This window comes from Brevundimonas sp. GN22 (assembly GCF_054824005.1).
This window is the reverse complement of sequence record NZ_JSYD01000113.1, coordinates 1-21,531: the sequence shown is the minus strand read 5'-3', so window position 1 is coordinate 21,531 and position 21,531 is coordinate 1. Positions and strand designations below refer to the sequence as shown.

At 61.4% G+C, this 21,531-nt stretch carries 22 protein-coding genes and 1 tRNA gene; 9 read left to right on the top strand and 14 right to left on the bottom strand.

Annotation, left to right across the window (positions count from 1 at the left end):
- Positions 1-1,419, top strand: a 1,419-nt coding sequence (gene feoB / locus OB03_RS13600; RefSeq protein WP_461344517.1) for a ferrous iron transport protein B, incomplete at its 5' end; no start/stop codon positions are given.
- A 62-nt stretch (positions 1,420-1,481) separates the two neighbouring features.
- On the opposite strand, the gene OB03_RS13595 is transcribed toward feoB, so the two are convergent.
- Positions 1,482-1,805 carry a hypothetical protein gene (locus tag OB03_RS13595; protein ID WP_242914226.1) on the bottom strand — a complete coding sequence of 108 codons (324 nt, stop codon included), beginning with the start codon at positions 1,803-1,805 and terminating at the stop codon, positions 1,482-1,484.
- 69 nt (positions 1,806-1,874) lie between these two features.
- Positions 1,875-2,501 (bottom strand): TetR/AcrR family transcriptional regulator, encoded by a 627-nt coding sequence (locus OB03_RS13590; protein WP_242914225.1) that lies wholly within the window; start codon positions 2,499-2,501, stop codon positions 1,875-1,877.
- 209 nt (positions 2,502-2,710) lie between these two features.
- Here OB03_RS13590 and OB03_RS13585 point away from each other — a divergent pair, with 209 nt between their 5' ends.
- A complete protein-coding gene (locus OB03_RS13585) occupies positions 2,711-3,916 on the top strand; it encodes an NAD(P)/FAD-dependent oxidoreductase (RefSeq protein WP_242914224.1) in 1,206 nt (401 codons plus the stop codon).
- Between the two features lie 4 nt (positions 3,917-3,920).
- Here OB03_RS13585 and OB03_RS13580 read toward each other — a convergent pair whose 3' ends face one another.
- The 4 genes from OB03_RS13580 to OB03_RS13565 form a co-directional block, all read right to left on the bottom strand.
- Positions 3,921-4,238 carry a 2Fe-2S iron-sulfur cluster-binding protein gene (locus tag OB03_RS13580; protein WP_461344516.1) on the bottom strand — a complete coding sequence of 106 codons (318 nt, stop codon included), beginning with the start codon at positions 4,236-4,238 and terminating at the stop codon, positions 3,921-3,923.
- Between the two features lie 52 nt (positions 4,239-4,290).
- Positions 4,291-5,646 carry an SGNH/GDSL hydrolase family protein gene (locus OB03_RS13575; protein ID WP_461344515.1) on the bottom strand — a complete coding sequence of 452 codons (1,356 nt, stop codon included), beginning with the start codon at positions 5,644-5,646 and terminating at the stop codon, positions 4,291-4,293.
- Between the two features lie 412 nt (positions 5,647-6,058).
- Positions 6,059-6,133: transfer RNA gene (locus OB03_RS13570), tRNA-Thr, on the bottom strand.
- A 56-nt stretch (positions 6,134-6,189) separates the two neighbouring features.
- The gene (locus tag OB03_RS13565) at positions 6,190-6,624 is read right to left on the bottom strand and encodes an HIT family protein (RefSeq protein ID WP_461344514.1); all 435 of its coding nucleotides are present in this window, start codon (positions 6,622-6,624) and stop codon (positions 6,190-6,192) included.
- Positions 6,625-6,770: 146 nt separating this feature from the next.
- Between OB03_RS13565 and OB03_RS13560 the strand changes: the two genes are divergently transcribed.
- A complete protein-coding gene (locus OB03_RS13560; protein ID WP_242914220.1) occupies positions 6,771-6,989 on the top strand; it encodes a hypothetical protein in 219 nt (72 codons plus the stop codon).
- A 22-nt stretch (positions 6,990-7,011) separates the two neighbouring features.
- On the opposite strand, the gene OB03_RS13555 is transcribed toward OB03_RS13560, so the two are convergent.
- Positions 7,012-8,334: a serine hydrolase gene (locus OB03_RS13555; protein ID WP_461344513.1), complete on the bottom strand. Its 1,323-nt coding sequence runs from the start codon at positions 8,332-8,334 to the stop codon at positions 7,012-7,014.
- A 389-nt stretch (positions 8,335-8,723) separates the two neighbouring features.
- Between OB03_RS13555 and OB03_RS13550 the strand changes: the two genes are divergently transcribed.
- From OB03_RS13550 to clpA, 3 genes are all read left to right on the top strand, one after another.
- Positions 8,724-9,194, top strand: a complete 471-nt coding sequence (locus OB03_RS13550; RefSeq protein WP_242914218.1) for a phasin family protein — start codon at positions 8,724-8,726, stop codon at positions 9,192-9,194.
- A gap of 204 nt (positions 9,195-9,398) precedes the next feature.
- A complete protein-coding gene (gene clpS, locus OB03_RS13545) occupies positions 9,399-9,740 on the top strand; it encodes an ATP-dependent Clp protease adapter ClpS (protein WP_242914217.1) in 342 nt (113 codons plus the stop codon).
- A 12-nt stretch (positions 9,741-9,752) separates the two neighbouring features.
- Complete coding sequence (gene clpA / locus OB03_RS13540) at positions 9,753-12,056, top strand: ATP-dependent Clp protease ATP-binding subunit ClpA (protein ID WP_242914216.1); 2,304 nt, start codon at positions 9,753-9,755, stop codon at positions 12,054-12,056.
- 73 nt (positions 12,057-12,129) lie between these two features.
- Here the strand turns inward: clpA and OB03_RS13535 are convergent, their stop codons facing one another.
- From OB03_RS13535 to OB03_RS13520, 4 genes are all read right to left on the bottom strand, one after another.
- On the bottom strand, positions 12,130-12,435 hold the full coding sequence (locus tag OB03_RS13535) for a CsbD family protein (protein WP_461344512.1): 306 nt from the start codon (positions 12,433-12,435) through the stop codon (positions 12,130-12,132).
- A 90-nt stretch (positions 12,436-12,525) separates the two neighbouring features.
- Complete coding sequence (locus OB03_RS13530; RefSeq protein ID WP_461344511.1) at positions 12,526-13,674, bottom strand: GNAT family N-acetyltransferase; 1,149 nt, start codon at positions 13,672-13,674, stop codon at positions 12,526-12,528.
- A complete protein-coding gene (locus OB03_RS13525; protein ID WP_242914213.1) occupies positions 13,671-14,129 on the bottom strand; it encodes a RidA family protein in 459 nt (152 codons plus the stop codon). The genes OB03_RS13530 and OB03_RS13525 overlap by 4 nt, the downstream gene beginning before the upstream one ends.
- An 89-nt stretch (positions 14,130-14,218) precedes the next feature.
- Positions 14,219-15,478, bottom strand: coding sequence for a DNA polymerase IV (locus tag OB03_RS13520; protein ID WP_461344518.1), 1,260 nt, complete (start codon positions 15,476-15,478; stop codon positions 14,219-14,221).
- 121 nt (positions 15,479-15,599) lie between these two features.
- Here OB03_RS13520 and OB03_RS13515 point away from each other — a divergent pair, with 121 nt between their 5' ends.
- Together OB03_RS13515 and OB03_RS13510 are read left to right on the top strand one after the other, a co-directional pair.
- On the top strand, positions 15,600-15,968 hold the full coding sequence (locus tag OB03_RS13515) for a response regulator (RefSeq protein ID WP_242914212.1): 369 nt from the start codon (positions 15,600-15,602) through the stop codon (positions 15,966-15,968).
- Between the two features lie 3 nt (positions 15,969-15,971).
- On the top strand, positions 15,972-17,333 hold the full coding sequence (locus tag OB03_RS13510; protein ID WP_242914211.1) for a PleD family two-component system response regulator: 1,362 nt from the start codon (positions 15,972-15,974) through the stop codon (positions 17,331-17,333).
- A gap of 113 nt (positions 17,334-17,446) precedes the next feature.
- Here the strand turns inward: OB03_RS13510 and rpmG are convergent, their stop codons facing one another.
- A complete protein-coding gene (rpmG, locus tag OB03_RS13505; RefSeq protein ID WP_003164451.1) occupies positions 17,447-17,614 on the bottom strand; it encodes a 50S ribosomal protein L33 in 168 nt (55 codons plus the stop codon).
- A gap of 338 nt (positions 17,615-17,952) precedes the next feature.
- Here rpmG and OB03_RS13500 point away from each other — a divergent pair, with 338 nt between their 5' ends.
- Complete coding sequence (locus tag OB03_RS13500) at positions 17,953-18,330, top strand: hypothetical protein (RefSeq protein WP_461344510.1); 378 nt, start codon at positions 17,953-17,955, stop codon at positions 18,328-18,330.
- A gap of 57 nt (positions 18,331-18,387) precedes the next feature.
- Here OB03_RS13500 and OB03_RS13495 read toward each other — a convergent pair whose 3' ends face one another.
- Together OB03_RS13495 and rnr are read right to left on the bottom strand one after the other, a co-directional pair.
- Complete coding sequence (locus tag OB03_RS13495; protein WP_242914209.1) at positions 18,388-19,092, bottom strand: NUDIX hydrolase; 705 nt, start codon at positions 19,090-19,092, stop codon at positions 18,388-18,390.
- Positions 19,089-21,419 (bottom strand): ribonuclease R, encoded by a 2,331-nt coding sequence (gene rnr, locus OB03_RS13490; RefSeq protein WP_461344509.1) that lies wholly within the window; start codon positions 21,417-21,419, stop codon positions 19,089-19,091. Before rnr ends, OB03_RS13495 begins: the two co-directional genes overlap by 4 nt.
- Positions 21,420-21,531 lie beyond the last annotated feature (112 nt).

The window sequence follows — 21,531 nt, the reverse complement described above, 5'->3', positions numbered from 1 at the left end:
GTCACTACGGTCGCCACGCGCAAGCGCGGTCTGCCGGAGCTGATTGCCGCCATCGAGGCCCAGGCAAAGCTCGCTGCGGCCGATACCCAGAGCCAGTGGCACGAGCCGTCGGCCGCTGAAATCCGCGTCGCGCACCGCGAGGCCGAGCGGATGATGAAGGCCTATGTGAAGCCGCCGAAACACCCCGACACCATGACCGGCAAGCTGGACAGCGTGCTGCTTCATCCGGTGGCGGGTCTGGCCATCCTGCTCGGCATTCTGTTCGTGATGTTCCAGGCCGTGTTTACGTGGGCCACACCCGCGATGGACGGCATCGAAGCCGCGTTCGGCGTGCTGGGTGAATGGATCGGCGCGACGGTGCCGAACGAGTTGCTGCGCAGCCTCTTGGTGGATGGCCTCATCGGCGGCGTGGGCAGTGTGTTGGTGTTCCTGCCGCAAATCCTGCTGATCTTCCTGTTTATCATCGTATTGGAAGATTTGGGCTATATGGCCCGTGCCGCCTTCCTGATGGACAAGATCATGGGTGGGGCAGGGCTGCATGGCCGCGCCTTCATCCCGCTGCTGTCCAGCTTTGCCTGCGCCATTCCGGGTATCATGTCGACGCGCGTTATCAACGCGAAACGCGACCGTCTGACCACGATCCTTATTGCGCCGCTGATGACCTGCTCGGCCCGTATTCCGGTCTATACGCTGATCATCGCCGCCTTCATTCCGGACACCAAGGTCTGGGGTTGGGCGAGCCTGCAAGGTCTGGTGATGTTTGGCCTTTATGCTGCGGGTATCGTCAGTGCGCTGCTGGTATCGCTGGTCATCCGTCGCGTGTTCTGGCGCGGCATGGTCGAGCCGTTTATGATGGAACTGCCAGCCTACAAGATTCCCGATGTGAAGTCGGTGCTGATGAACCTTTGGCTGCGTGCCAAGATCTTCATGGCGCGCGCAGGTAAAATCATCCTGCCCCTGATGATTATCGTGTGGGCGCTTGCGACCTTCCCCTATCCGCCGGAAGGCGCGACCGAGCCGGCGATCGATTATTCATTCGCAGGCATGATCGGCAAATTCCTCGAGCCTATCTTCGCCCCAATCGGTTTCGGCTGGCAGATGGTAGTGGCGTTGGTTCCGGGTATGGCGGCGCGTGAAGTTGCCGTGGGCGTGCTTGGCACCGTCTATTCGGTGGCAAATGCCGAGGACAACGTGGGCACGTTGGCCACCATTCTGGCCAACGACTGGTCGCTGGCGACGGGTCTGTCCTTCCTTGCATGGTACATCTTTGCGCCCCAGTGCCTGCCGACCATCGGCGTGGTTCAGCGCGAGACGGGCTCCAAGAAGTGGACGGCGATCTTCGTGGTCTATCTGTTTGCACTGGCCTATCTGGCGGCCTTCATCACCTATCACGTCGCCGTAGCGCTCGGTGCCGGGTGATCGTTCAGAGCCTGTGAAAACCAAAAGCCCCGGGTCATCCCCGGGGCTTTTTTATGCTCGGATTAGCGGGGGCCGCCTCCGGGAATATCGGGTGCAGCCTGTGGAACCTGAACTTCTTCGAGGTACCGGCTGGCCACCGCGCGTTGGGCATCGGCCTGTCGCGACGTCGAGCAGATGTTCTGGCGGCGGATTGAGCCGGTGCGGGCGCGGAACTGGCACTGGTCGGCGACCTCGCGGCGCGGACGGTTGCGCGGGGCGTTCGGCGTACTGGCCGCAGCGGGCGTGGCCTGGGCTGGATTTTGGACCGACGTTTGAACCTGAGATTGGGCAGGGACGGCGGCGGGTTGGGCGGCCTGAACCATCAGGCTCATAAGAAGGGCAATCATGACATCCTCCGGTTCTGTGACCTGTTGAATATCATTGATATACCAATGCAGGTTGATCGACCAAAAAGATCAACGTCCGGTTGTTAGCTTCAGCACGATATGGGCGGTGGTGTCGACAATAGCCTCGGCGGTGTCGGCGCGGCGCATGAGCTTGAAGCCGGCTGCAACAGACTCAACCAGATTGGCGGTCTCGTACGAGGTCAGGCGCGGGTTCAACCCGACCGGATGCAGGCCGTTGGCGCGCGCCTGCGCAATGCGGCGCTCCAGCGCGAGGTGCAGTCGGCGAAGGCGTTTGATGCGGCTTTCGGCAAAGGCTGGCTCGCCTTTGTCGGCCAGCATGTGCTCGACCCGCAAAACCGGCCCATGCTCGTCCCACAGGGCCAGCACTTCGCGTACATAGGCGCGCACGGCTTCGAACCCGCGCTCGCCCGACCAGTCTGCATGGATATGGGCGGCCAGCCGTTGAAAATCCTCGGCCGCTTCCTCGCACAGGACAAGGACCGCTTCTTCGATGGTCTTGAAATAGGTGTAGAAGGTGGGAGCCGATACATCGGCCATCTGCGCCACATCCGCTGGACGTATTTCGCCCAAATGGTGCTGGTTCAACAGGGCGCGCATGGCATCCAGCAGGGCGCGACGGGTGCGCGCACCGCGATTGCCGATAGTGTGACCCAGCTTGTTCTTATTGGCAGTCATTGATGGCTGTCCGGCAGGCTAGGACCCGCGTAAATCCGGCCCTTCCGCGCTTGGCCGTAAACTATAGAAGGACCTTCAACAAGTGGCCGCAGCGCTTCTGCGTCACATGTCGCAGGGCATTGCTTGACCCTGACGGCGGACCCCGCCACTTAAGGGTCGAACGGGGTGCCTCGGCACCCCTCGGTTTCGTCTGGTTATCAGGAATTTACATGGCCAAGGTCGTTATCATCGGTGCAGGTCATGCGGGCGGTTCGGTCGCGGGCTTCCTGAAACAATACGGCTTTGACGGTGAGATCGTTCTAGCGGGGACCGAGAAGGTTGCCCCCTATCAGCGACCACCCCTGTCCAAGGCCTGGTTGAAGGGCGAGGCAGACGAAAGCTCTCTGCAACTGCGCTCGGAAGACTTTTACGCGGAGAACGCGATCGACTTGCGTCTTGGCGTTTCTGCCGTGTCGATTGATCGCGCTGCCCGCACCGTGACCTTCGATGACGGCGCTGCCGAAAGCTATGACCATCTGGTGATCGCGACGGGCTCTCGCGCGCGCAAACTGCCGGTTACGGGCGGCTCGGACCAGGGGCTTCTGGAACTGCGCACCACGGTGGACGCTGAGCGCCTGAAGGCGGCTTTGGGCCAGGGCAAGCGTCTGGTGGTGATCGGAGGGGGCTATGTCGGTCTGGAAGCCGCGGCCTCGGCAAAGGCGCTGGGCGGATCGGCCATCGTGCTGGAGCGCATGGACCGCGTTCTGCAGCGCGTTGCGTCCCCGACGTTGTCCGCTTTCTTCACCCGACGCCACTCCGAGGAAGGCGTTGAAATCCGCACCGGTGTGGAGGTGTCCGCCGTGTCCGCCCATACGGTGACCCTGGGAGACGGGTCGGTGTTGGACGCTGAAGCCGTGCTTGTGGGGATCGGTGCGATTGCCAATGACGATCTGGCGCGCGCCGCAGGTCTGGAATGCAATGACGGCATCGTCGTCGATCTGGATGCCCGTACCAGCGACGCCAACATCTTTGCGGTGGGCGATGTGACACGCCGTCCGCTGCCGCACTATGATGATGTGATGTTCCGGCTGGAGAGCGTGCCCAATGCGCTGGAACAGGCCAAGCAGGTCGCCAGCGCCATTACAGGGCGTCCGCAACCCGCGCACGAAGTGCCGTGGTTCTGGTCGGACCAGTATGATGCCAAGCTACAGATCGCAGGACTGCCGTTCGGTGCCGACAGTCAGGTGGTTCGCGGAGATCCCGACGTCAACAGCTTTGCCGTTTTTCACCTGAAGGGCGACCGCATCGTCTGCGTTGAAGCCATAAATGCGGCCCAGTCCTTCATGTTCGGAAAACAGGCTATCGGCAAAGCCATGGCCATCAACCCAGCAGTCCTCGCCGACGAGGCCGCGCCCATTAAGAGCGCGGCGGTCTAACCGCTTAGATCTGCGGGACAGCTACCCGCATGCCGTCCATGTCGTCTGTCAGGATGATCTGGCACGACAGGCGTGATGCTGCGGGATCGAACTCGTCCCGCCAGTCCAGCATGCCTTGTTCCTGATCGGACGCAGGTCCGACGATGGCCTGCCATTCGGGCAGGACATGCACGTGGCAAGTCGCGCAAGACATCGCCCCGCCGCATTCAGCCTCGATCCCCGGTACGCCATCACGGGTCGCATAAGCCATGAGGCTGGCACCGCTGTCGGCGTCCACGACCTGTTCGGTGCCGTCGGGTTGTATGAAGGTAATGAAGGGCATAGCGCGGACATGCGCCAACGGGCGATGAGGCGCAAGTGGCCCCTGGCCAGCGTTAAGCTACGACTTTGCGAACCGAGGCGCTGATGATGTCGATGCAGGCATCGAGGCCATGGCCGGGGGCGTTGTGGAAATAAACCCAGATGTCGCAGCGTACAGTAGAACCGGCACGAAAGTTCGGGCCGAGCGCCAATGCGGGCGTGCGCAGGACACCGCTGTAACCCACGCCCTTCAACATATCACCGACACTGCTTGAGCCCGCCATGACCGAGCGGTCGTGCCCGTCATCATGAGCGGTGAGGATTGCTGCGAGACAGGCAACGCCATCCAGTGGACCGTGCGCGTCCAGATCGACAATGAACTCGATTTCGTCGCCGGGTTGTAGATGGTGCTGATAGGCAATGTCGTAATCGGTTAGTCCCAGATGGGTTTGCCACCCGCCGATCACATCACCCTTCCACGCGAGGCGTTGGGCGGGAAGTCCGGTGCGCGGATATATGATCTTGCTGGCCGACATCTCCAGCTTTGAGACGTCGCCGCCGCCTTCGCTGCGGGCTATGTGCCATTTGTTGGCAACCTCCGAGCCTTGAGCAAAGCCTTCAAACACCTGTCCGCCGTTGCCAATCATCAGCGGGTTCTGATTGAGGCAGCCGGTCTCGTTCAGACCAGCCTCGAAAACGTCATGGATGCAGTCGGTCTGGAGGGGACGGGCAGGGCGCAGCGTCGACAGATACTGCGCGACAGGTCGGGATATGTAGTAGCTGCCCAAACTCATCGGATGGACGCCGTCATAGGTGCAATAGGGCGCGGGCCTTCCGTCCGGCGCCAACGGATCACCAAACGCCGGATCGGCGTCGATGACCCTGAAGTTCGGGAAGACACCGGCCTGTTGATGCAGCCAGCGATTGAGTGCGTGTCGCCATTTGCGCCCGATCTCGGCGTCAATTGAGCGGGGCAGGATCGGAACGGCGATGGTCAGGATGTTGGCGTCGGTCAGGCGTTTGAAGATGGTCGCCAGATTGTCCTTGGCCGCGTCCAGCGACATGCCGATGTCATTGGTGCCCGCCAACACTACACAGGTGCCCGCGCCACTTTGCAGGACATAGTCCACGCGGGCCGCGATGCTGGCGGTGGGGTCGCCCGCGACACCGAAGTTCAGGTTCTGATGGGTCCGGAATGCCTGCCGCGTGAGCGTAGGCACCCAGAACCCCATACCCCGGGCGCTGTCGCGGATACTTTCGAGATAGTTCTCGATGCCGGACCCGGTGATGCTGTCGCCCAGAAACGCAACAAGATCATTGGCGGGAACAGTACCTTTAAAGGGCAGAGCGGGCGCAGCGCCGTAAAGATCGCCGGGATAAAGCGGCCCCGGATGGATGTGGTCGCGCTGTTTGAAGTGGTTGAATGACATCGCCAGTAGGAGACGTGACGACCGCGCAAAACACCTTGCTTCTGTCGGCAAACACCGGCGGGAAATGCCCGTTCGCGTCGGCCTCAATCGGTTGGGGATGCGGATCATCCAGCGACGGAGACTGAAAGACGGGTTCCGGCTCGCGGGTACCATCCTTGTAGAAATAGAGTTCTGAGAAGCCGACGGGCGTCCCCGTCAAATCGATCGCAGGCATATAGGCTGCGATATAGATCCGTCCTGCACCCATCTTTTGTCCCTCGGCGCATAACGCGGATGCGTAGCGTGTCACAACCTTGGGTATCGACGTTATATTTAATTCGCGCCCATATCAAAGGGCACTATGTCGGACGAAGGGGCGCTCATAGCAAAACGGGGAAACCTGCCCTGCAAGGCTGGTCTCCCCGTGGAATGCTGGTGCCGGCGGAGGGGATCGAACCCCCGACCTTCGGTTTACAAAACCGCTGCACTACCGCTGTGCTACGCCGGCGCGGCCTGCCTTATGCTGAGAGAATCTCTCGGACGCAATAGGGCGGGCGTTTGCTATCAGACCAAGACAGCGCGGATACGCTCGGCCGTGGCTTTGAGCTGCTCGGGATCGGCCATGCCCTGACCGTGACCGGCCATTGTCTTGGCTTCCCACCGCGGGATGATGTGGAAGTGCAGATGGAAGACCGTCTGACCGGCGGGGGCACCATTGAACTGGGTCACCACCATACCGTCCGGAGCCAGCGCCTTATCAATGGCGCGCGCAGTGCGTTGAACCGCGGCCGTGAGAGTCGCCAATGTGTCGGCCTCTGCCTCGAGGATATTACGGGCCGTGGACGCTTTGGAAATGACCAGCGTATGGCCTTCCGACTGGGGGAAGGCGTCCATAAACACCAGCACATGATCGTCTTCCCATACGGGCACGCTGGGGATCTGGCCGCGAAGGATTTTCGCAAACACATTCTCGCTGTCGTATGTGCCGTGCAGGCTCATGAATTTCTCCCGATATCCAAGACTTAGTTAACAGAACAAAGTCCGATAACGCCAGAGGCGACGCAATAAGCCTACTGGCAAAGGTTCGTATTGCGTGCGGGTGCGCGGTGCTTCATACGGATTCGACAACATAGCGAGGAAGACCGATGAAGAAACGTTCTATCGATGATCTTTGCGCTATCGCGCGGGCGGGCGGCAGCCTGGTGCTGCACGCAGATGTGCGCCCGACCGAAGATCTGATCAAAATCGCTAGCGAACTGTCAGCCGGTGCCCAGTTGACGCTGCATGGCATGATCCTGCGTCCGACCGAGGACCTCTGCGCGATTGCACAAACTGCCCCTGGACGGGTGACTTTCCTGGCGTAAGCGGAAAAGTGACAGCCGGGGATCAACCCGGCTGTACGACCATGCAGGTGACGCGGCGAGCGGCCAGCGCTTCGCAGGCGGACTTTGCCTTGTCTTCCGTCATGCCGGTGAAGCGCGAACGGTACCAACCATTGGCGGTCTGGACGTCCTGACGCGCGCTGCCGATTTCCGAACGGAAGCGGCGGTTGACGTTGTTCAGCCAGTCGCGGGCAACCTGTTCTTCGCGGAAGGCTCCAACCTGAACGGCCCAGCGGCCTTGAGGGGCGGCTTCGCGGGTCGTGTTGCGGCTTGCGGTACGGGTCGCCGACGGGGCAGGGGTCACTTGGCGCGGAGCTTCGGCGCGAGGTGCCGGAGCCGAGACCAAGGCGACATCGTTGTCTTCGACGGTATAGGGGCGGCCTTCCGCCTGCGTCGTTGCAGAGGCATAGGCGACCGGTGCGGCGGAGATGCCATAGCCGCGTTGCTCGAAGAAGCCTTGGGTCGATGCGATGCGCTCGCCGCGGTCACGGCGCTGGGTCAGGTCGAAGCCGGTGTCCATCAGTTCGGCAACGTGGGCGTTGCGGCTTGCGGTCGAGCGACCACCCATCACGATAGTGATCAGGCGCTTGTTGTTGCGAACTGCCGAGGCCGACAGGTTATAGCCCGAGGCATTGGTGAACCCCGTTTTGATGCCGTCATAGCCGTTGCCCATGGCCAGAAGGCCGTTGGTGTTCCGATAGTCGCGGCCGTTGTAATACCAGTCCTTGATACCGAGGTAGCGGTAGTACTGCGGATAGTCGCGCATCACGGCGCGGCTCAAGATGCCCAGATCATTGGCTGTGGTGGCCTGACGGGTGTCGGGCAGGCCGTTGGCGGTGGTGAAGCGGGTGTTGTGCATACCCAGCTCGCGCGCCTTGGCGGTCATACGGGCGGTAAACTCGGATTCAGATCCGCCGATCGTTTCGGCAAGAACGACAGCCATGTCGTTGGCGCTGCGAACAGCAGTGGCGCGCATCGCGTCGTCAAGGCTGATGGTCTGACCCGCAGCAAGACCCAGTTTCGACGGCGGCTGGGCCGCAGCGCGCGGGGAAACGGTCAGTTGGTCGGTCAGCTTGACGCGACCCTCTTCCAACGCCTCGAACACGAGGTACAGGGTCATGACCTTGGTGATGGACGCCGGATAGCGACGCTCGTCGGCAAAGCGCGAGAACAGGACTTCGCCCGAGGCGGCGTCGATCACGACCGACGCATATTTGCTGTCGTTGGACTGTGCGACCGGGGGCGTTTGCCCGACCGTGGGGATCAGGGAGCTACCGACCAGAAGGGCGCTGAGCAGGAGTGGCTTGCGGAGAATAGCGGGGTTCATCAGCAGCGACTAAGCCTCTTCACTGTGGTGCGCCGGATTGGGGGCGACGCGCCGGACAAGGTTACACAATGCGGGGTAGGAGTTTCGACACAGTTAATATCGCGTCAATCTTTGATTGTAGCAAACCCCGCCGGGACGTTGATTCTATGACTAGGCCCGCGTGGGCAATCTGGCGCTACACAACCGCGCGCATCGTATCACGGCTTGGTTATCGCCCTCGGGTCTACTGCTGTTTATCGGCTGATACCGGATGCAACGTCCAGAGGAATGTTGCGTCGCACAAAAACTCTTGATTTTTGATTTCGCAAGTGCGAGATAGAGATCATTGTTCTCTAGCGCGGGCGTTCCCGTGCTTTGTGCCCCTACACATCGCCCTTGGAGACTATCCCATGACCGACGCGACCGAGACCGTGAAAAAAACCGTTGAACAGACCGCTGCCCACGCAAAGGCTCAGGCCGAAGCTGTTCAGAATGCTGGCGCGAAGGCTTTCAAGGACGGCGTTGACCGTTCACTGACCTCGCTGACCGAGCTGAACAGCCACGGCAAGAAGAACCTCGAAGCGGTCGTCGAGAGCGCCTCGGCTGCCCAAAAGGGTGCCGAAGCCCTGTCGCAACAGGTTCTCGCCTACAGCAAGAAGACCTGGGAAGATAATGTGCAAGCCGCGCAGTCGCTGACGCAGGCTCGCTCGATCCAGGAATTGCTCGAGCTGCAAACCGCATGGGCCAAGTCGTCGGCAGAGGCCTATCTGGCCCACCTGAACAAGACGACCGAAACCCTGACCGCTTCGGTCAAAGACAGCTTCCAGCCGATCAACTCGCGCGTCAGCGCCGTTGTCGAAGGTTTCCAGTCCGCTCGCTAACCTCCCATAGCGAGTGACAAAACTGAAAGCCCCGGTGCGGAAGCGTCGGGGCTTTTTCTTTGCGCAACGTTTGCCAGTCTGGCGGATTAAGCAGAGCAGTAAGCCAAATGATGCCCGCTCACATACTCGTTGACTGGACGATCCTTCAAATCAGGGCATCATCACCTATCTTTGAGTAGCAACGACTAAACAGACGGACTTCGAATGCCAATCAAGCGGTCAGGTGAACAGGGGCAGGGTGCCGGAAATGGTGCCGGAGCTGCCGTCGTCACCGAGACAAAGCCGAAAGTTCAGCGGCCCTCGCTCTATCGAGTGCTGATCCTGAACGACGACTACACGCCGATGGAATTCGTCGTCTACGTGCTCGAGCGGTTCTTCCAAAAGAGCCGTGAAGACGCGACCCGGATCATGATGCACGTCCATCAGTTCGGGGTCGGGGTGTGCGGGGTCTACACATACGAGGTGGCCGAAACCAAGGTCGCTCAGGTGACCGAGACCGCGCGTCGTCATCAACACCCGTTGCAATGCACCATGGAAAAGGACTGAGAGGAGCCCTTCATGCCGTCATTTTCCCGTCCTCTCGAAGAGACGCTTCACCGCGCAGTGACTTATGCCAACCAGCGCCGGCATGAATATGCCACGCTTGAGCATCTGCTTTGGGCCCTGATCGACGACAGCGACGCTGCCGCCGTCATGGAGGCGTGCAACGTCGACCTCACCACCCTTCGCGGTTCGTTGTCGCACTATGTCGACAACGATCTGGCCGCACTGGCCACCGCCGATGGTGATGATGCCAAGCCCACCGCGGGCTTCCAGCGCGTGATCCAGCGCGCGGTCATCCATGTCCAGTCTTCTGGCCGCGAAGAAGTGACCGGTGCCAATGTGCTCGTGGCCATCTTCTCCGAGCGTGAAAGCCACGCGGCCTACTTCCTGCAACAGCAGGACATGACCCGCTATGATGCGGTCAACTATATCGCCCACGGCATCGGCAAGAAGCCGGGCTCCAGCGAGAGCCGTCCGGCCCGTGGTGCCAGCCTCGAAGAAACCGAGGACGGTGCCGTCGTCAAACAGGGCGGCGAGGCGCTCGAAGCCTATTGCGTCAACCTGAACGAAAAGGCCCGCGAAGGCCGGATCGACCCGCTGATCGGTCGTCAGGCCGAGGTGGATCGTTCGATCCAGATCCTATGCCGTCGTACCAAGAACAACCCGCTGCTGGTCGGCGACCCGGGCGTTGGCAAGACTGCCATCGCCGAAGGTCTGGCCCGCAAGATCGAAGCCGATGAAGTGCCGGACGTGCTGAAGGGTGCGACCATCTTCTCGCTCGACATGGGCTCGCTGCTGGCGGGTACGCGCTATCGCGGTGATTTCGAGGAGCGCCTGAAACAGGTGGTCAAGGAACTCGAGACCCACGAGAACGCCATCCTGTTCATCGACGAGATCCACACCGTGATCGGCGCGGGTGCCACCAGTGGCGGTGCTATGGATGCATCCAACCTGCTCAAGCCTGCGCTGGCTTCGGGCACCCTGCGCTGCATGGGTTCGACGACCTATAAGGAATATCGCCAGCACTTCGAAAAAGACCGCGCTCTGGTCCGTCGTTTCCAAAAGATCGACGTCAACGAGCCGACCCTCGAAGACACGGTGAAAATCCTCAAGGGTCTGAAATCGACCTACGAAGAGCACCACAAGCTGCGCTTCACCGATGCGGCCATCCGTGCGGCGGTGGATCTGTCGGCCCGCTACATCACTGACCGCAAGCTGCCGGACAAGGCGATCGACGTGATCGACGAAGCCGGTGCATCGCAGATGCTGCTGCCGGAATCCAGGCGCAAGAAGACCCTTGGCACCAAGGAGATCGAGACCGTCATCGCCAAGATGGCGCGCATCCCGCCCAAGTCGGTGTCCAAGTCCGACACCGAAGCTCTGCGCGAGCTGGAAGCCGATCTTAAGCGCGTGGTCTATGGTCAGGAAGACGCTATCGACCAGGTGTCGGCGGCGATGAAGCTGGCACGTGCAGGTCTGCGCGATCCGAACAAGCCGATTGGCTCGTTCCTGTTCAGCGGACCGACCGGCGTCGGCAAGACCGAGGTCGCCAAGCAACTCGCAGCCACGCTCGGCATCGAGATGCAGCGCTTCGACATGTCTGAATATATGGAGCGCCACACGGTCAGCCGTCTGATCGGCGCGCCTCCGGGCTATGTCGGCCACGACCAGGGCGGTCTGCTGACCGACGCTGTCGATCAACACCCGCACTCGGTCGTGTTGCTCGATGAAATCGAGAAGGCGCACCCGGACGTCTACAACATCCTGCTGCAGGTCATGGACAATGGCACGCTGACGGATGCGGTGGGCAAGAAGGTCGACTTCCGCAATGTCATCCTGATCATGACCACCAACGCTGGCGCGGCGGACAATGCCCGCAACGCCATCGGCTTCGGTCGTGCCAAAGTCGAGGGCGAGGACGAAAAGGCCATCCAGCGCCTGTTTACGCCGGAGTTCCGCAACCGTCTGGACGCCATCGTGGCCTTCAAGCCGCTGGGTGCCGAGACGATCCGCTCGGTGGTGAACAAGTTCGTTATGCAGCTGGAAGCCCAGCTTGCAGACCGCAACATTACCATCGAACTGACGGACGACGCCGCCGACTGGCTGGCCAAGAACGGCTTCGACGAACTGTACGGCGCACGCCCTCTGGGCCGCGTTATTCAAGAGAGCATCAAGAAGCCGCTGGCCAATGACATCCTGTTCGGCGACCTCAGCCGTGGCGGCCACGTCAAGGTGCAGTTGAAGGACGGCAAGATCGTCTTCGACATCACCGCTGGCGGCGGCAGCGCCCCGAAGGAAGAGGAAGAAGAGACGGCCTAAGGGTCGTTCTCTGATCCATAAAAGAAGGCCCGCCCCCGATGGAGGCGGGCCTTTTCATTGGGTGTCTGCGGTCTTAGCGACGGCGGCCCAAGCCGCTGAGCAGGATCGCGGCACCGGCCAGAATGCCGGTGGTGAGCAGCGGCTTGTTGCGGGCGAACTCGATGCCTTTCTTGGCCGGTTCGCGCAGGTCGGCCGGGGCCTTGTCTGCCAGACCGTCCAGACCGTCGATCACGCGGCCATAGGCGGCTTTGGCACGGCCGGATGCTTCTTTGGCTGCGCCTTCAACCTTCAGCTTGGTGTCGCCGGTCAGGTTGCCAATGCCGCTTTTCACCTTGCCTTCGACTTCGTCAAAGGTGCCTTCGATGCGTTGGTCGGTCATGTTTTATGTCCTCTTCGGGGGGAGAATGGAGTCACCGAAGAAAGCGTTTGTTAAGGCTCTGGGTTCCGCCTCTGCGACCATTGTTCGCGATTAATCGGCGCGTTTGAACGGCGATAAACCCGCGGTCATCGCAATGCGCTCGGCTTCGATGGCTGGACCTTCCTGTTTGAGGTAGTGCGCCACAGGATCGGCCAGAGCCGGATCGGAAATATAATGCGCCGAAAAGACAGGCGAGGGCAGGTAGCCCCGCGCGATCTTGTGGTCTCCCTGCGCGCCCGCCTCGACGCGTGACAGGCCGTGTTTCAATGCAAAATCAATGGCCTGATAGTAGCACAGCTCGAAATGCAGGAACGGCTTGTCGATCAGTGTGCCCCACTGGCGACCATATAGAGCATCGCGTCCGATGAAGTTCAGCGCGCCTGCGACGGGCGTATCGCCATCAAAGGCCATCACCAATGCGATCTTGTCGGCCATGGTACGCCCGACGCGCGTGAAGAAGTCCCGCGTTAGATAGGGGCGGCCCCATTTGCGGTCGCCGGTGTCCATGTAGAAGGCGAAGAAGGCGTCCCAGTGGGGTTCGGTAATGTCCGTGCCCGTCAGGATGCTGATATCCAGGCCCTCCTGCGCCTCCCGCCGTTCGCGCCGGATGGTCTTGCGGCGGTTGGCCGACAGGGCGGACAGGAAGTCGTCGAACGTCGCCCAATCCTGATTGCGCCAGATGTATTGGATGTCCTGACGCTGCATCAGCTTGTGCTGGCCCATGAAGTCCCATTCGGCCTCGGTGGGGAAGTTCACGTGCAGCGACGACAGCCCCATCTGCTCGCAAGCCATGACGGCTCCCTGAACCAGTCCCTCGCGGACGGTGTCGGGATCGGCACCTTGTGCCACCAACAGACGCGGGCCTGTGGCAGGGGTGAAGGGAATGGCGCTGAGCAGTTTGGGATAGTAGCGACCGCCGGCTCGCTGATAGGCGTCGGCCCAAGCATGGTCGAAGACGTATTCGCCCTGACTATGCCCCTTGAGATACAGCGGCATGGCTCCGATCAGACGGTCTTCCTGATCGTGCAAGGTCAGGTGGCGGGGTGCCCATCCCTGTTCGGGGGCGGCACTGCCAGACGCCTCGCAGGCGTTCAGAAAATCATAGGTGACGAACGGGTCGCCGGTCGGAGCCGCGAGACTATCCCAAGCCTCGCGTCCGATACTGGCGACCCCGCCGTGAACCTGAAGCTTCAGGCTCACTTCACCTCGACGATGGCGTCCACTTCAACGGCGAAGCCGAGCGGCAGCTTGTACACGCCGACAGCCGAGCGGGCGTGCTTGCCGGCATCGCCAAAGACTTCAACCATCAGGTCCGAGGTGCCGTTGATCACGCCCGGGATAGCTTCAAAGTCCGGACCAGCCTGCACAAAGCCACCCAGCTTCACGATGCGAACCACGCGGTCCAGATCGCCATCCAGAGCCGCCTTGATCTGGGCGATCAGGTTAAGACCGCACAGGCGGGCAGCCTTTTGGGCATCTTCCGGCGTCACGTCGACACCGACGGTGCCCTTGATGCCGCCGCTGGCATCGTTCGACAGTTGGCCCGAAATGGTCAGGGTGTTGCCCGAGCGGACATAGGAGACATAGGAGGCGACCGGCTTGGCGGGCTCCGGCAGGGTGATGCCGAGTTCGGTAAGGCGGGCTTCGATGCTCATATCAATCTCCATAAATGGGGGTTCGGCAGGATGTAGCGCGGGGCACTGTCCGTGTCTGCCCCTGCGTCACCCGAGTTGATCGAAATCGATCAGGGTTTCTTGAGGACGCGGCCTGCCACCACGGCGTTGGAGCCGAACTTGGCCCTTAACGCGTCGATGGCGGTTTCGGTTTTGAGGGCGCGGGTCTCTTCGGTCTGAAACAGTCCGGCAGGCGCGTCGTGGGCGTCGACCACATCGGCCATACCGATGCCGATCAGCCGATAGGGGATGCCCAGCTCAGGCCTCAGCAGGCCGCGACCCGCATTGAACAACGCCCGCGCCGTCTGTACCGGATCGGGCAGGGTGATCCGGCGGGTAACGATCTTGAAGTCGGTCCGGCGCAGTTTTAGCACGATCACGCGGCTGGATACGCCGTCGCGGCGGGCCTTGCTGGCCAGCTTCTCGCATAACGGCCAAAGCTCGGCCTCCAGTGCCTCACGGTCCGAAAAGTCTTCGTTAAAGGTGGTCTCGGCGCTCATACCCCTGCGGTCATGATCGGGGTTCACGGGGCGGCTGTCGCGGGCGTGGCTGAGTTCATGTAGGCGCAGACCGCTTTCGCCATAGCGGCGGATCAGGTCTTTTACGTCGGCGTTGGCAAGATCACCGACCGTAGCAAAGCCATCAGAGCGAAGTTGCTGGCTGAAAACAGGGCCGACACCGGGGAGGATTTTCACCGGACGCGGAGCCAGCAGGGCCTTAGCCTCGGTCTTGCCGATGACCGAAAAGCCGCGCGGCTTATCCAGTTCGGACGCGATCTTAGCGAGGAAGCGGTTAGGGGCGAGGCCGATGGAAACTGTCAGGCCCACCTCTTCCTCGATCCACTTTTGCAGACGGGCCAACTGCCATGCCGCACAGCCGCCGTTCAGGCGCTCGGTGCCCGACAGGTCGATCCACGCTTCGTCCAGCGACAGGGTCTGCACCAACGGCGTCAGCTGGCCGACAGTACCGAAGATGCGGGCGCTCTCGTGTTGGTATTTTGCGAAGTCCGGTTTGATGACGACTGCTTCGGGACAAGCTTTCAGCGCCTTGAACATCGGCATGGCGCTGCCGACCCCATACAGGCGGGCGACGTAGCAGGCGGTGGACACCACCCCGCGTTTTCCGCCGCCAATGATGACGGGCTTGTCGCGCAGCTCGGACCGATCGCGCTTTTCGACCGAGGCATAGAAGGCGTCGCAATCCAGATGCGCCATCGTCAGCTGGCCTAGTTCCGCATGATTCATCATGCGCGGCGATGCGCACAACGGACAGCGGCGCTGTTGCACCTCGCCCGTCCAAAGGCAGTCGCGGCAAAGGGACTGGATGGCCAGTTTTCGTCTCCGGAAAGTTCCGCCTTCACGTCAGCTTAAGACTGAGCGGGGCAAGGTCGAGAAAGAGGGGCCCTTATAGCCGATTTGCGGCGGGCTTTCATTGAAGCGCCAAGGTGTTTGGATGTCCAAGAAAGTCCTCATCGTCGAGGATAACGAGCTGAACATGAAGCTTTTTCATGATCTGCTCGAATCTCAGGGCTACGAAACGCTGCAAACCCGCGAGGGGATGCAAGCGCTGCAACTTGCGCGCGCCCATATGCCGGATTTGATCCTCATGGACATCCAGTTGCCCGAGATTTCGGGACTGGAAGTGACAAAATGGATCAAAGAGGACGAAGAACTTAGTAATATCCCTGTAATTGCAGTCACAGCCTTTGCTATGAAGGGCGACGAAGAGCGCATCAGGCAGGGCGGCTGTGAGGCTTACATCTCCAAACCAATCTCGGTCACAACCTTCCTCGATACTGTTCGGCAGCATCTGGAAGGCTAAAGCATGAGTGCGCGGATTTTGGTTGTCGACGATGTCGACACGAACGTCCGTTTGCTCGAAGCCAAGCTGACCATCGAATATTACGACGTCCTGACCTGTCGGGATGGTGCCTCTGCGCTCGAGATTGCACGGATCGAACAGCCTGACCTCATCCTGCTGGATGTGATGATGCCGTCCATGGATGGCTTTGAAACCTGCCGCAAACTCAAGGACGATCCGGCGACGCGCCATATCCCGGTGGTTCTGGTGACGGCGCTGGATGGTCGTGAGGACCGCATGCGCGGGCTCGAGGCAGGGGCCGACGATTTCCTGAGCAAGCCTCTGGACGACGTGATTCTGATGGCGCGGGTCCGCAGCCTGACACGCCTGAAGATTGTGATCGACGAACTACGCGAGCGCGAGGAGAGTGTGCGCCGCATCGGCATTGCCGATTCGAGCGTCGAGCGACTGCGCGGCACCGGCGGACGGATTCTGCTGGTGGATGATAATGACGAGCAAGCCGAGCGCCTGCTGCACCAGTTGGCCAAGCACCACCGGCCTGTGCGCGTGACCGCGGATAATCGCGAACTCGCTACCTCAATGTGCGGCGTGGATCTGATGATCATCAACGCTGCAACCAAGGGATTTGATGGGCTACGGCTGCTGGCGCACTTAAGGGCGCGCGAGGTGACCCGCAGCCTGCCCATTCTGACCATCGTCGACATGGACGACCGCCCGCGTCTGGTTAAGGCGCTGGAACTGGGGGCGAACGATATCGTGGCCCTGCCGGTCGATCCCGATGAACTGGCGGTTCGCACGGTTACTCAGGTCAAACGCAAACGCTACACCGACTTCCTGCGCGAGCGACTGGAGCGGAATCTCGAGGCTGCGGTCACGGATGTGCTCACGGGCCTGCATAACCGTCGCTATATGACCAGCCAGCTCCAATCCATGGTCGCGCGCGCCAACCATGGCGGCGATACGATTGCGGCACTGATTCTGGATCTGGACCACTTCAAGTCGATCAACGACAGCTTTGGCCACGATGCGGGCGACGAGGTCCTGCGCGAGTTCGCTGTGCGGCTGGCGACGAATGTTCGCGCGGTTGATCTGCCCTGCCGTCTGGGCGGCGAAGAGTTTGTGGTCATTATGCCCGGCACCTCGTTGGAGGATGCCCAGCGTATCGCAGAGCGTATCCGGCTGGATGTCAGTCGCGAGCCCTTCCGTGCCAAGGGCATGGGCGAGGGGCTGGCGGTGACAGTCTCGGTCGGTGTGGCGGCGTCTGTACCAGGTGATACGCCCGATACCCTGCTGAAACGTGCGGATCAGGGCGTGTACGAAGCCAAGTCGCTGGGCCGCGATCAGGTGGTTATCCGCGCGGCCTAAGGCTCCTGCTGCTTCTGTGAGCGGAACCGGACATGCAAAAACGCCCGACTGCAGAACAGTCGGGCGTTTTCTATAGGCTGTAAGAGCCGCCCTGCATCACGCAGGGCAGTGACTTACTTGATCTTGCCTTCTTTGAACTCGACGTGCTTGCGCACGACCGGATCGTACTTCTTCACGACCATTTTCTCGGTCATGGTACGAGCGTTCTTCTTGGTGACGTAGAAGAAGCCGGTGTCTGCGGTGGAGTTCAGACGGATCTTGATCGAAGCCGGTTTGGCCATCGGAATAAACCTCTGCGACGGCGAAAGCCGCTTGAAATGGAAGGCGCGGAACATACTCGCACACGCGCCAAAGTCAACGGGCGGAATGCCACGTTGAGCATCACATCCGGTTCGGTAGGCTCAATGCCATGGAATCGAACCGAATTGCACCCCTAATCGCCATTTCTACCGCTGTTTTCAGCATATTAGCCGCCGGATCGGCGACCGCTGATACGCAGGGCGCTAGTTCCCAGGACCAGTTTTTCGCGAATCTGGCGACGCTCTGCGGTCAGAGATTCGAGGGAAAGGTCATTAATCCGGGCCCGACAGACGGTGATTTCGCCGGAAAACGCCTGCTGATGCATGTGCGCGACTGCGAAGCGAACGAGATTCGCGTCCCGTTCTGGGTGGGCGACGACCATTCGCGCACGTGGTTTATCACGCGCACGGAAAACGGCATGCGCCTGAAGCACGATCACCGCGATCCGGACGGCACCACCCACACTCTGCACTGGTACGGGGGCGAGACGACTCAGGACGGTTCGCCCAAGCGTCAGGAGTTTCCGGTGGATCAGGAATCAATCGACCTGTTCACTGCAAACAACTCCTCGGCCTCGAACACCAACATCTGGGCCGTCGAAGTCCACCCGACCCAGACCTATGTCTATGAACTGCGACGCCCGACGGGCCGCCACTTCCGCGTGGAGTTCGACCTGACCAAGCCGGTCGTCGAATAGGTCAGGCCCGACAAGAGAAAAGCCGCCAGAGATGATCTGGCGGCTTTTTTGATGTCTTTAGCCGCGGCGTTCGATGCGGTGCTGGCCGTGCAGCATTCGCACGAAGGGCAGGGGGCGGTCGGGATACTCCATCCGCTCCAGTGCCTCGCCCAGAACGAAGCGGGTGATGGAGGGTAGGTCCTGCGCCATGGCCTCTTTGATTGGCAGCCATGCGATTTCGTCCAGCTCTCCAGAGCCGACGATGTCGTCCGGATCGCGCAGCGCCTCGATGGGCGCGGTAAAGAAGCGGGCGTCAAAGCGGCGCGTACGGCCGGGCGGGGTAATGGCGCGGGCGATATAGGTCAGGCACGACAGGTCGGGCAGAGCGCCCGCCTGACGGTATTCGCGCCATGGGCCGACCACAGAGGCCACAGGAGCCCTCAGGCCAAGGATCAGGCCTGTCTCCTCGAACGTCTCGCGGATGGCCGTCAGGGCCAATGCGCGGGCCCGTCTGGCGGGCATTTCCATTTCCAGACGTCGCGCGGTGTCGGTGTTCAGATCGCCCGTATAGCCAGCCCTGAAGTCGGACGGGTCGATACGGCCACCGGGGAAGACCCATTTCGAGGCCATGAACACATGGCTGTCGGCGCGGCGGCCCATCAGGACTTCGAGGTGTTTGTCGCCGCGGGTAAGGATCAGGGTCGCCGCATCGCGGGGGCGCTGTTGCCCCCCGACGCGCGGCGCATCGGCCAGATCCTGTTTCGCGTCGAACGGTTCGATCACTTACGCTTGCCCTTGCGGACGCCCTTCAGGCCGCCGTTGGGCTTGTTTCCATTGCGCGAGCGACCGCCACCAGGGCCTTTGCCGCCAGCCCCTTTGCCGCGATGGCCGGGGCGGTTGTCGTTACGACCGCGCATACCCAGACGCGGCTGGGCCGCATTCGGATCACGCGGCGCGGCTTCGGACAGCATCTGCAGAACCAGACCACCCGTCACCGGAGTGGCCTCGACGAGCAGCACCTGAACATTCATGCCCAGCGGGAAACGCTTGCCCGAACGTTCGCCGACAAGGGCGTGGCTGCGGTCGTCATGGACAAAATATTCGTCGCCCAGCGAAGACACCGGCACCAGACCGTCCGCGCCCGTTTCGTCCAGACGGACAAACAGACCAAAGCGCGTCACGCCCGTGATGCGGCCATTGAAGGTCGCGCCCACATGGTCCTGCAGGAAGGCGGCGATATAGCGGTCCATGGCCGAACGTTCTGCCGCCATCGAGCGGCGCTCGGTGTCGGTGATGTGCTCGGCAACGCCCGATAGCTCGGCCACTTCGCGATCCGTCAAGCCATCGTTGCCGAGGTTCAGCGCCCGGATCAGGCCACGGTGCACCATAAGGTCGGCATAGCGGCGGATCGGTGAGGTGAAGTGGCCATAGCGGTCGAGGTTCAGACCAAAGTGGCCGAGGTTCTCGGTGCTATAGAAGGCCTGCATCTGGGTACGCAGGACCACTTCGTTGACCACTTCCGCGTGCTCGGTGTCCTTGATCTCGCCCAGCAGCTTGTTGAATCGCTTGGTGGTGGGGGCCTCGCCCTTGGACCAGTTCTTGCCGATGGTGTGCAGGAAGTCCGCCAGATTGAAGATCTTCTCCTGACTGGGCGTCTCGTGGACGCGGTAGATCAGGGGCGTGCGGGCCTTCTCAAGGGTCTCGGCGGCGCAGACGTTGGCCTGCACCATCATCTCTTCGATCAGACGGTGCGCTTCCAGCGACTTGCGCGGAAGAATGGCTTCAATGCCGCCATTGGGCGACATCTTCACGCGGCGCTCAAGGCTTTCGATGGCCAGCGGAGCACGACGCTCGCGGCCCTTGAGCATGCAGGCATAGGCGTTCCACAGCGGATACAGAATGGTATCCATGATGGGGCCGGTGGTGTCGTCCTGCTGGCCGTCGATGGCGGCCTGTGCCTGCTCATACGAGAGCTTGGCGTGCGAGCGCATCAGGCCACGCGTGAATTTGTGACCGATCTTGGTGCCGGATTTGTCGAACACCATCCGCACCGCCATGGTGGCGCGGTTCTCGCCTTCCTTCAGGCTGCAAAGTCCGTTCGACAGCACTTCCGGGAGCATGGGCTCCACGCGGTCAGGGAAGTAGGTCGAGTTGCCTTTGGCGCGGGCCTCGCGGTCCAGCGCCGTGTTCGGGCGAACGTAAGCGGCGACGTCGGCGATGGCGACCCAGACGACCCAGCCGTCAGGGTTCTTTTCGTCCGTGTCGCGCTCGGCATAGACGGCGTCGTCGTGGTCGCGGGCGTCCTGTGGGTCAATGGTGACGAACGGAATGTGACGCAGGTCCTCGCGGCCCTTGAGCGTCGGCAGTTCCTGATCGTTCGCCTCGGCCTCGACCGCTTCGGAGAAGCCGATCGGGATATTGTTCTGGTGGATGGCAATGATCGAGGCGGCGCGCGGGTCGTCCTCGCGACCGATCACTTCCAGAATTTTGCCGCGCTTGGGTCCGTAGCGACCTTCGCCGCGCTGGGAGGTGGCCAGCACCAGATCGCCGTCCTTCAAGCCTTCGGCCTGAGCAGGGGCGACGGTCAGAACATCCTTGTCGCGCTTGTCGACGGGGATGATGCGGACCTCGCGATGACCCTTGCGGATCACGCCAAGAATCTTGAGGCCGTCAGCGTCCAGCTTCTTGATGAAGCGGGCGATCCATTCATTGTCGCCAACGCGCTCGAACTTGACCAGCAGGCGGTCGCCCAGACCGGGAGCGGAACCGCGACGGTCTTTGTCAGTGGCCAGAATGGCCTGAGGCGCGTCGGTATCGCCCTTGACCAGTTGGACGACCAGTTCGCCATCGTCGGTGCGGGCCACGACATCGGCTACGCCGACGGGGGGCAGGGTGCCGACTTCGGCAAAGCCTTTGCGGCCGCGCTTGCCGAGTTTGCCCTCGGCCTCCAACTCGCGCAGCATTTCTCGCAGCATGCGCCGCTCCGCGCCCTTCAGGCCGAAGGCGCGTGCAATATCGGACTTTTCGGCCTCTCCGGCTTCACGAAGGAAGGCGAGGAGAGTGTCTTTATCGGGGAGGCCCGCTACGGGGCGCTTGGGATTTTTAGCCATTACGCCCTCAATAACGCGCTTTTGGCCGAAAAGGTGAAAACTTGCACAAGTTGACCATGAAGCCTGCACGGCTCAGCCTCGACTTTAAACGCGCTAAGTGGAGCAAAGCCTA

Bases quoted from the DNA above. Each gene is read 5' to 3' on its own strand.
- OB03_RS13595 (WP_242914226.1), bottom strand. From the start codon at position 1,805: ATGATTGCCCTTCTTATGAGCCTGATGGTTCAGGCCGCCCAACCCGCC.
- OB03_RS13590 (WP_242914225.1), bottom strand. From the start codon at position 2,501: ATGACTGCCAATAAGAACAAGCTGGGTCACACTATCGGCAATCGCGGT.
- OB03_RS13585 (WP_242914224.1), top strand. From the start codon at position 2,711: ATGGCCAAGGTCGTTATCATCGGTGCAGGTCATGCGGGCGGTTCGGTC.
- OB03_RS13580 (WP_461344516.1), bottom strand. From the start codon at position 4,238: ATGCCCTTCATTACCTTCATACAACCCGACGGCACCGAACAGGTCGTG.
- OB03_RS13575 (WP_461344515.1), bottom strand. From the start codon at position 5,646: ATGTCATTCAACCACTTCAAACAGCGCGACCACATCCATCCGGGGCCG.
- OB03_RS13565 (WP_461344514.1), bottom strand. From the start codon at position 6,624: ATGAGCCTGCACGGCACATACGACAGCGAGAATGTGTTTGCGAAAATC.
- OB03_RS13560 (WP_242914220.1), top strand. From the start codon at position 6,771: ATGAAGAAACGTTCTATCGATGATCTTTGCGCTATCGCGCGGGCGGGC.
- OB03_RS13555 (WP_461344513.1), bottom strand. From the start codon at position 8,334: ATGAACCCCGCTATTCTCCGCAAGCCACTCCTGCTCAGCGCCCTTCTG.
- OB03_RS13550 (WP_242914218.1), top strand. From the start codon at position 8,724: ATGACCGACGCGACCGAGACCGTGAAAAAAACCGTTGAACAGACCGCT.
- clpS (WP_242914217.1), top strand. From the start codon at position 9,399: ATGCCAATCAAGCGGTCAGGTGAACAGGGGCAGGGTGCCGGAAATGGT.
- clpA (WP_242914216.1), top strand. From the start codon at position 9,753: ATGCCGTCATTTTCCCGTCCTCTCGAAGAGACGCTTCACCGCGCAGTG.
- OB03_RS13535 (WP_461344512.1), bottom strand. From the start codon at position 12,435: ATGACCGACCAACGCATCGAAGGCACCTTTGACGAAGTCGAAGGCAAG.
- OB03_RS13525 (WP_242914213.1), bottom strand. From the start codon at position 14,129: ATGAGCATCGAAGCCCGCCTTACCGAACTCGGCATCACCCTGCCGGAG.
- OB03_RS13515 (WP_242914212.1), top strand. From the start codon at position 15,600: ATGTCCAAGAAAGTCCTCATCGTCGAGGATAACGAGCTGAACATGAAG.
- OB03_RS13510 (WP_242914211.1), top strand. From the start codon at position 15,972: ATGAGTGCGCGGATTTTGGTTGTCGACGATGTCGACACGAACGTCCGT.
- rpmG (WP_003164451.1), bottom strand. From the start codon at position 17,614: ATGGCCAAACCGGCTTCGATCAAGATCCGTCTGAACTCCACCGCAGAC.
- OB03_RS13500 (WP_461344510.1), top strand. From the start codon at position 17,953: ATGCATGTGCGCGACTGCGAAGCGAACGAGATTCGCGTCCCGTTCTGG.
- rnr (WP_461344509.1), bottom strand. From the start codon at position 21,419: ATGGCTAAAAATCCCAAGCGCCCCGTAGCGGGCCTCCCCGATAAAGAC.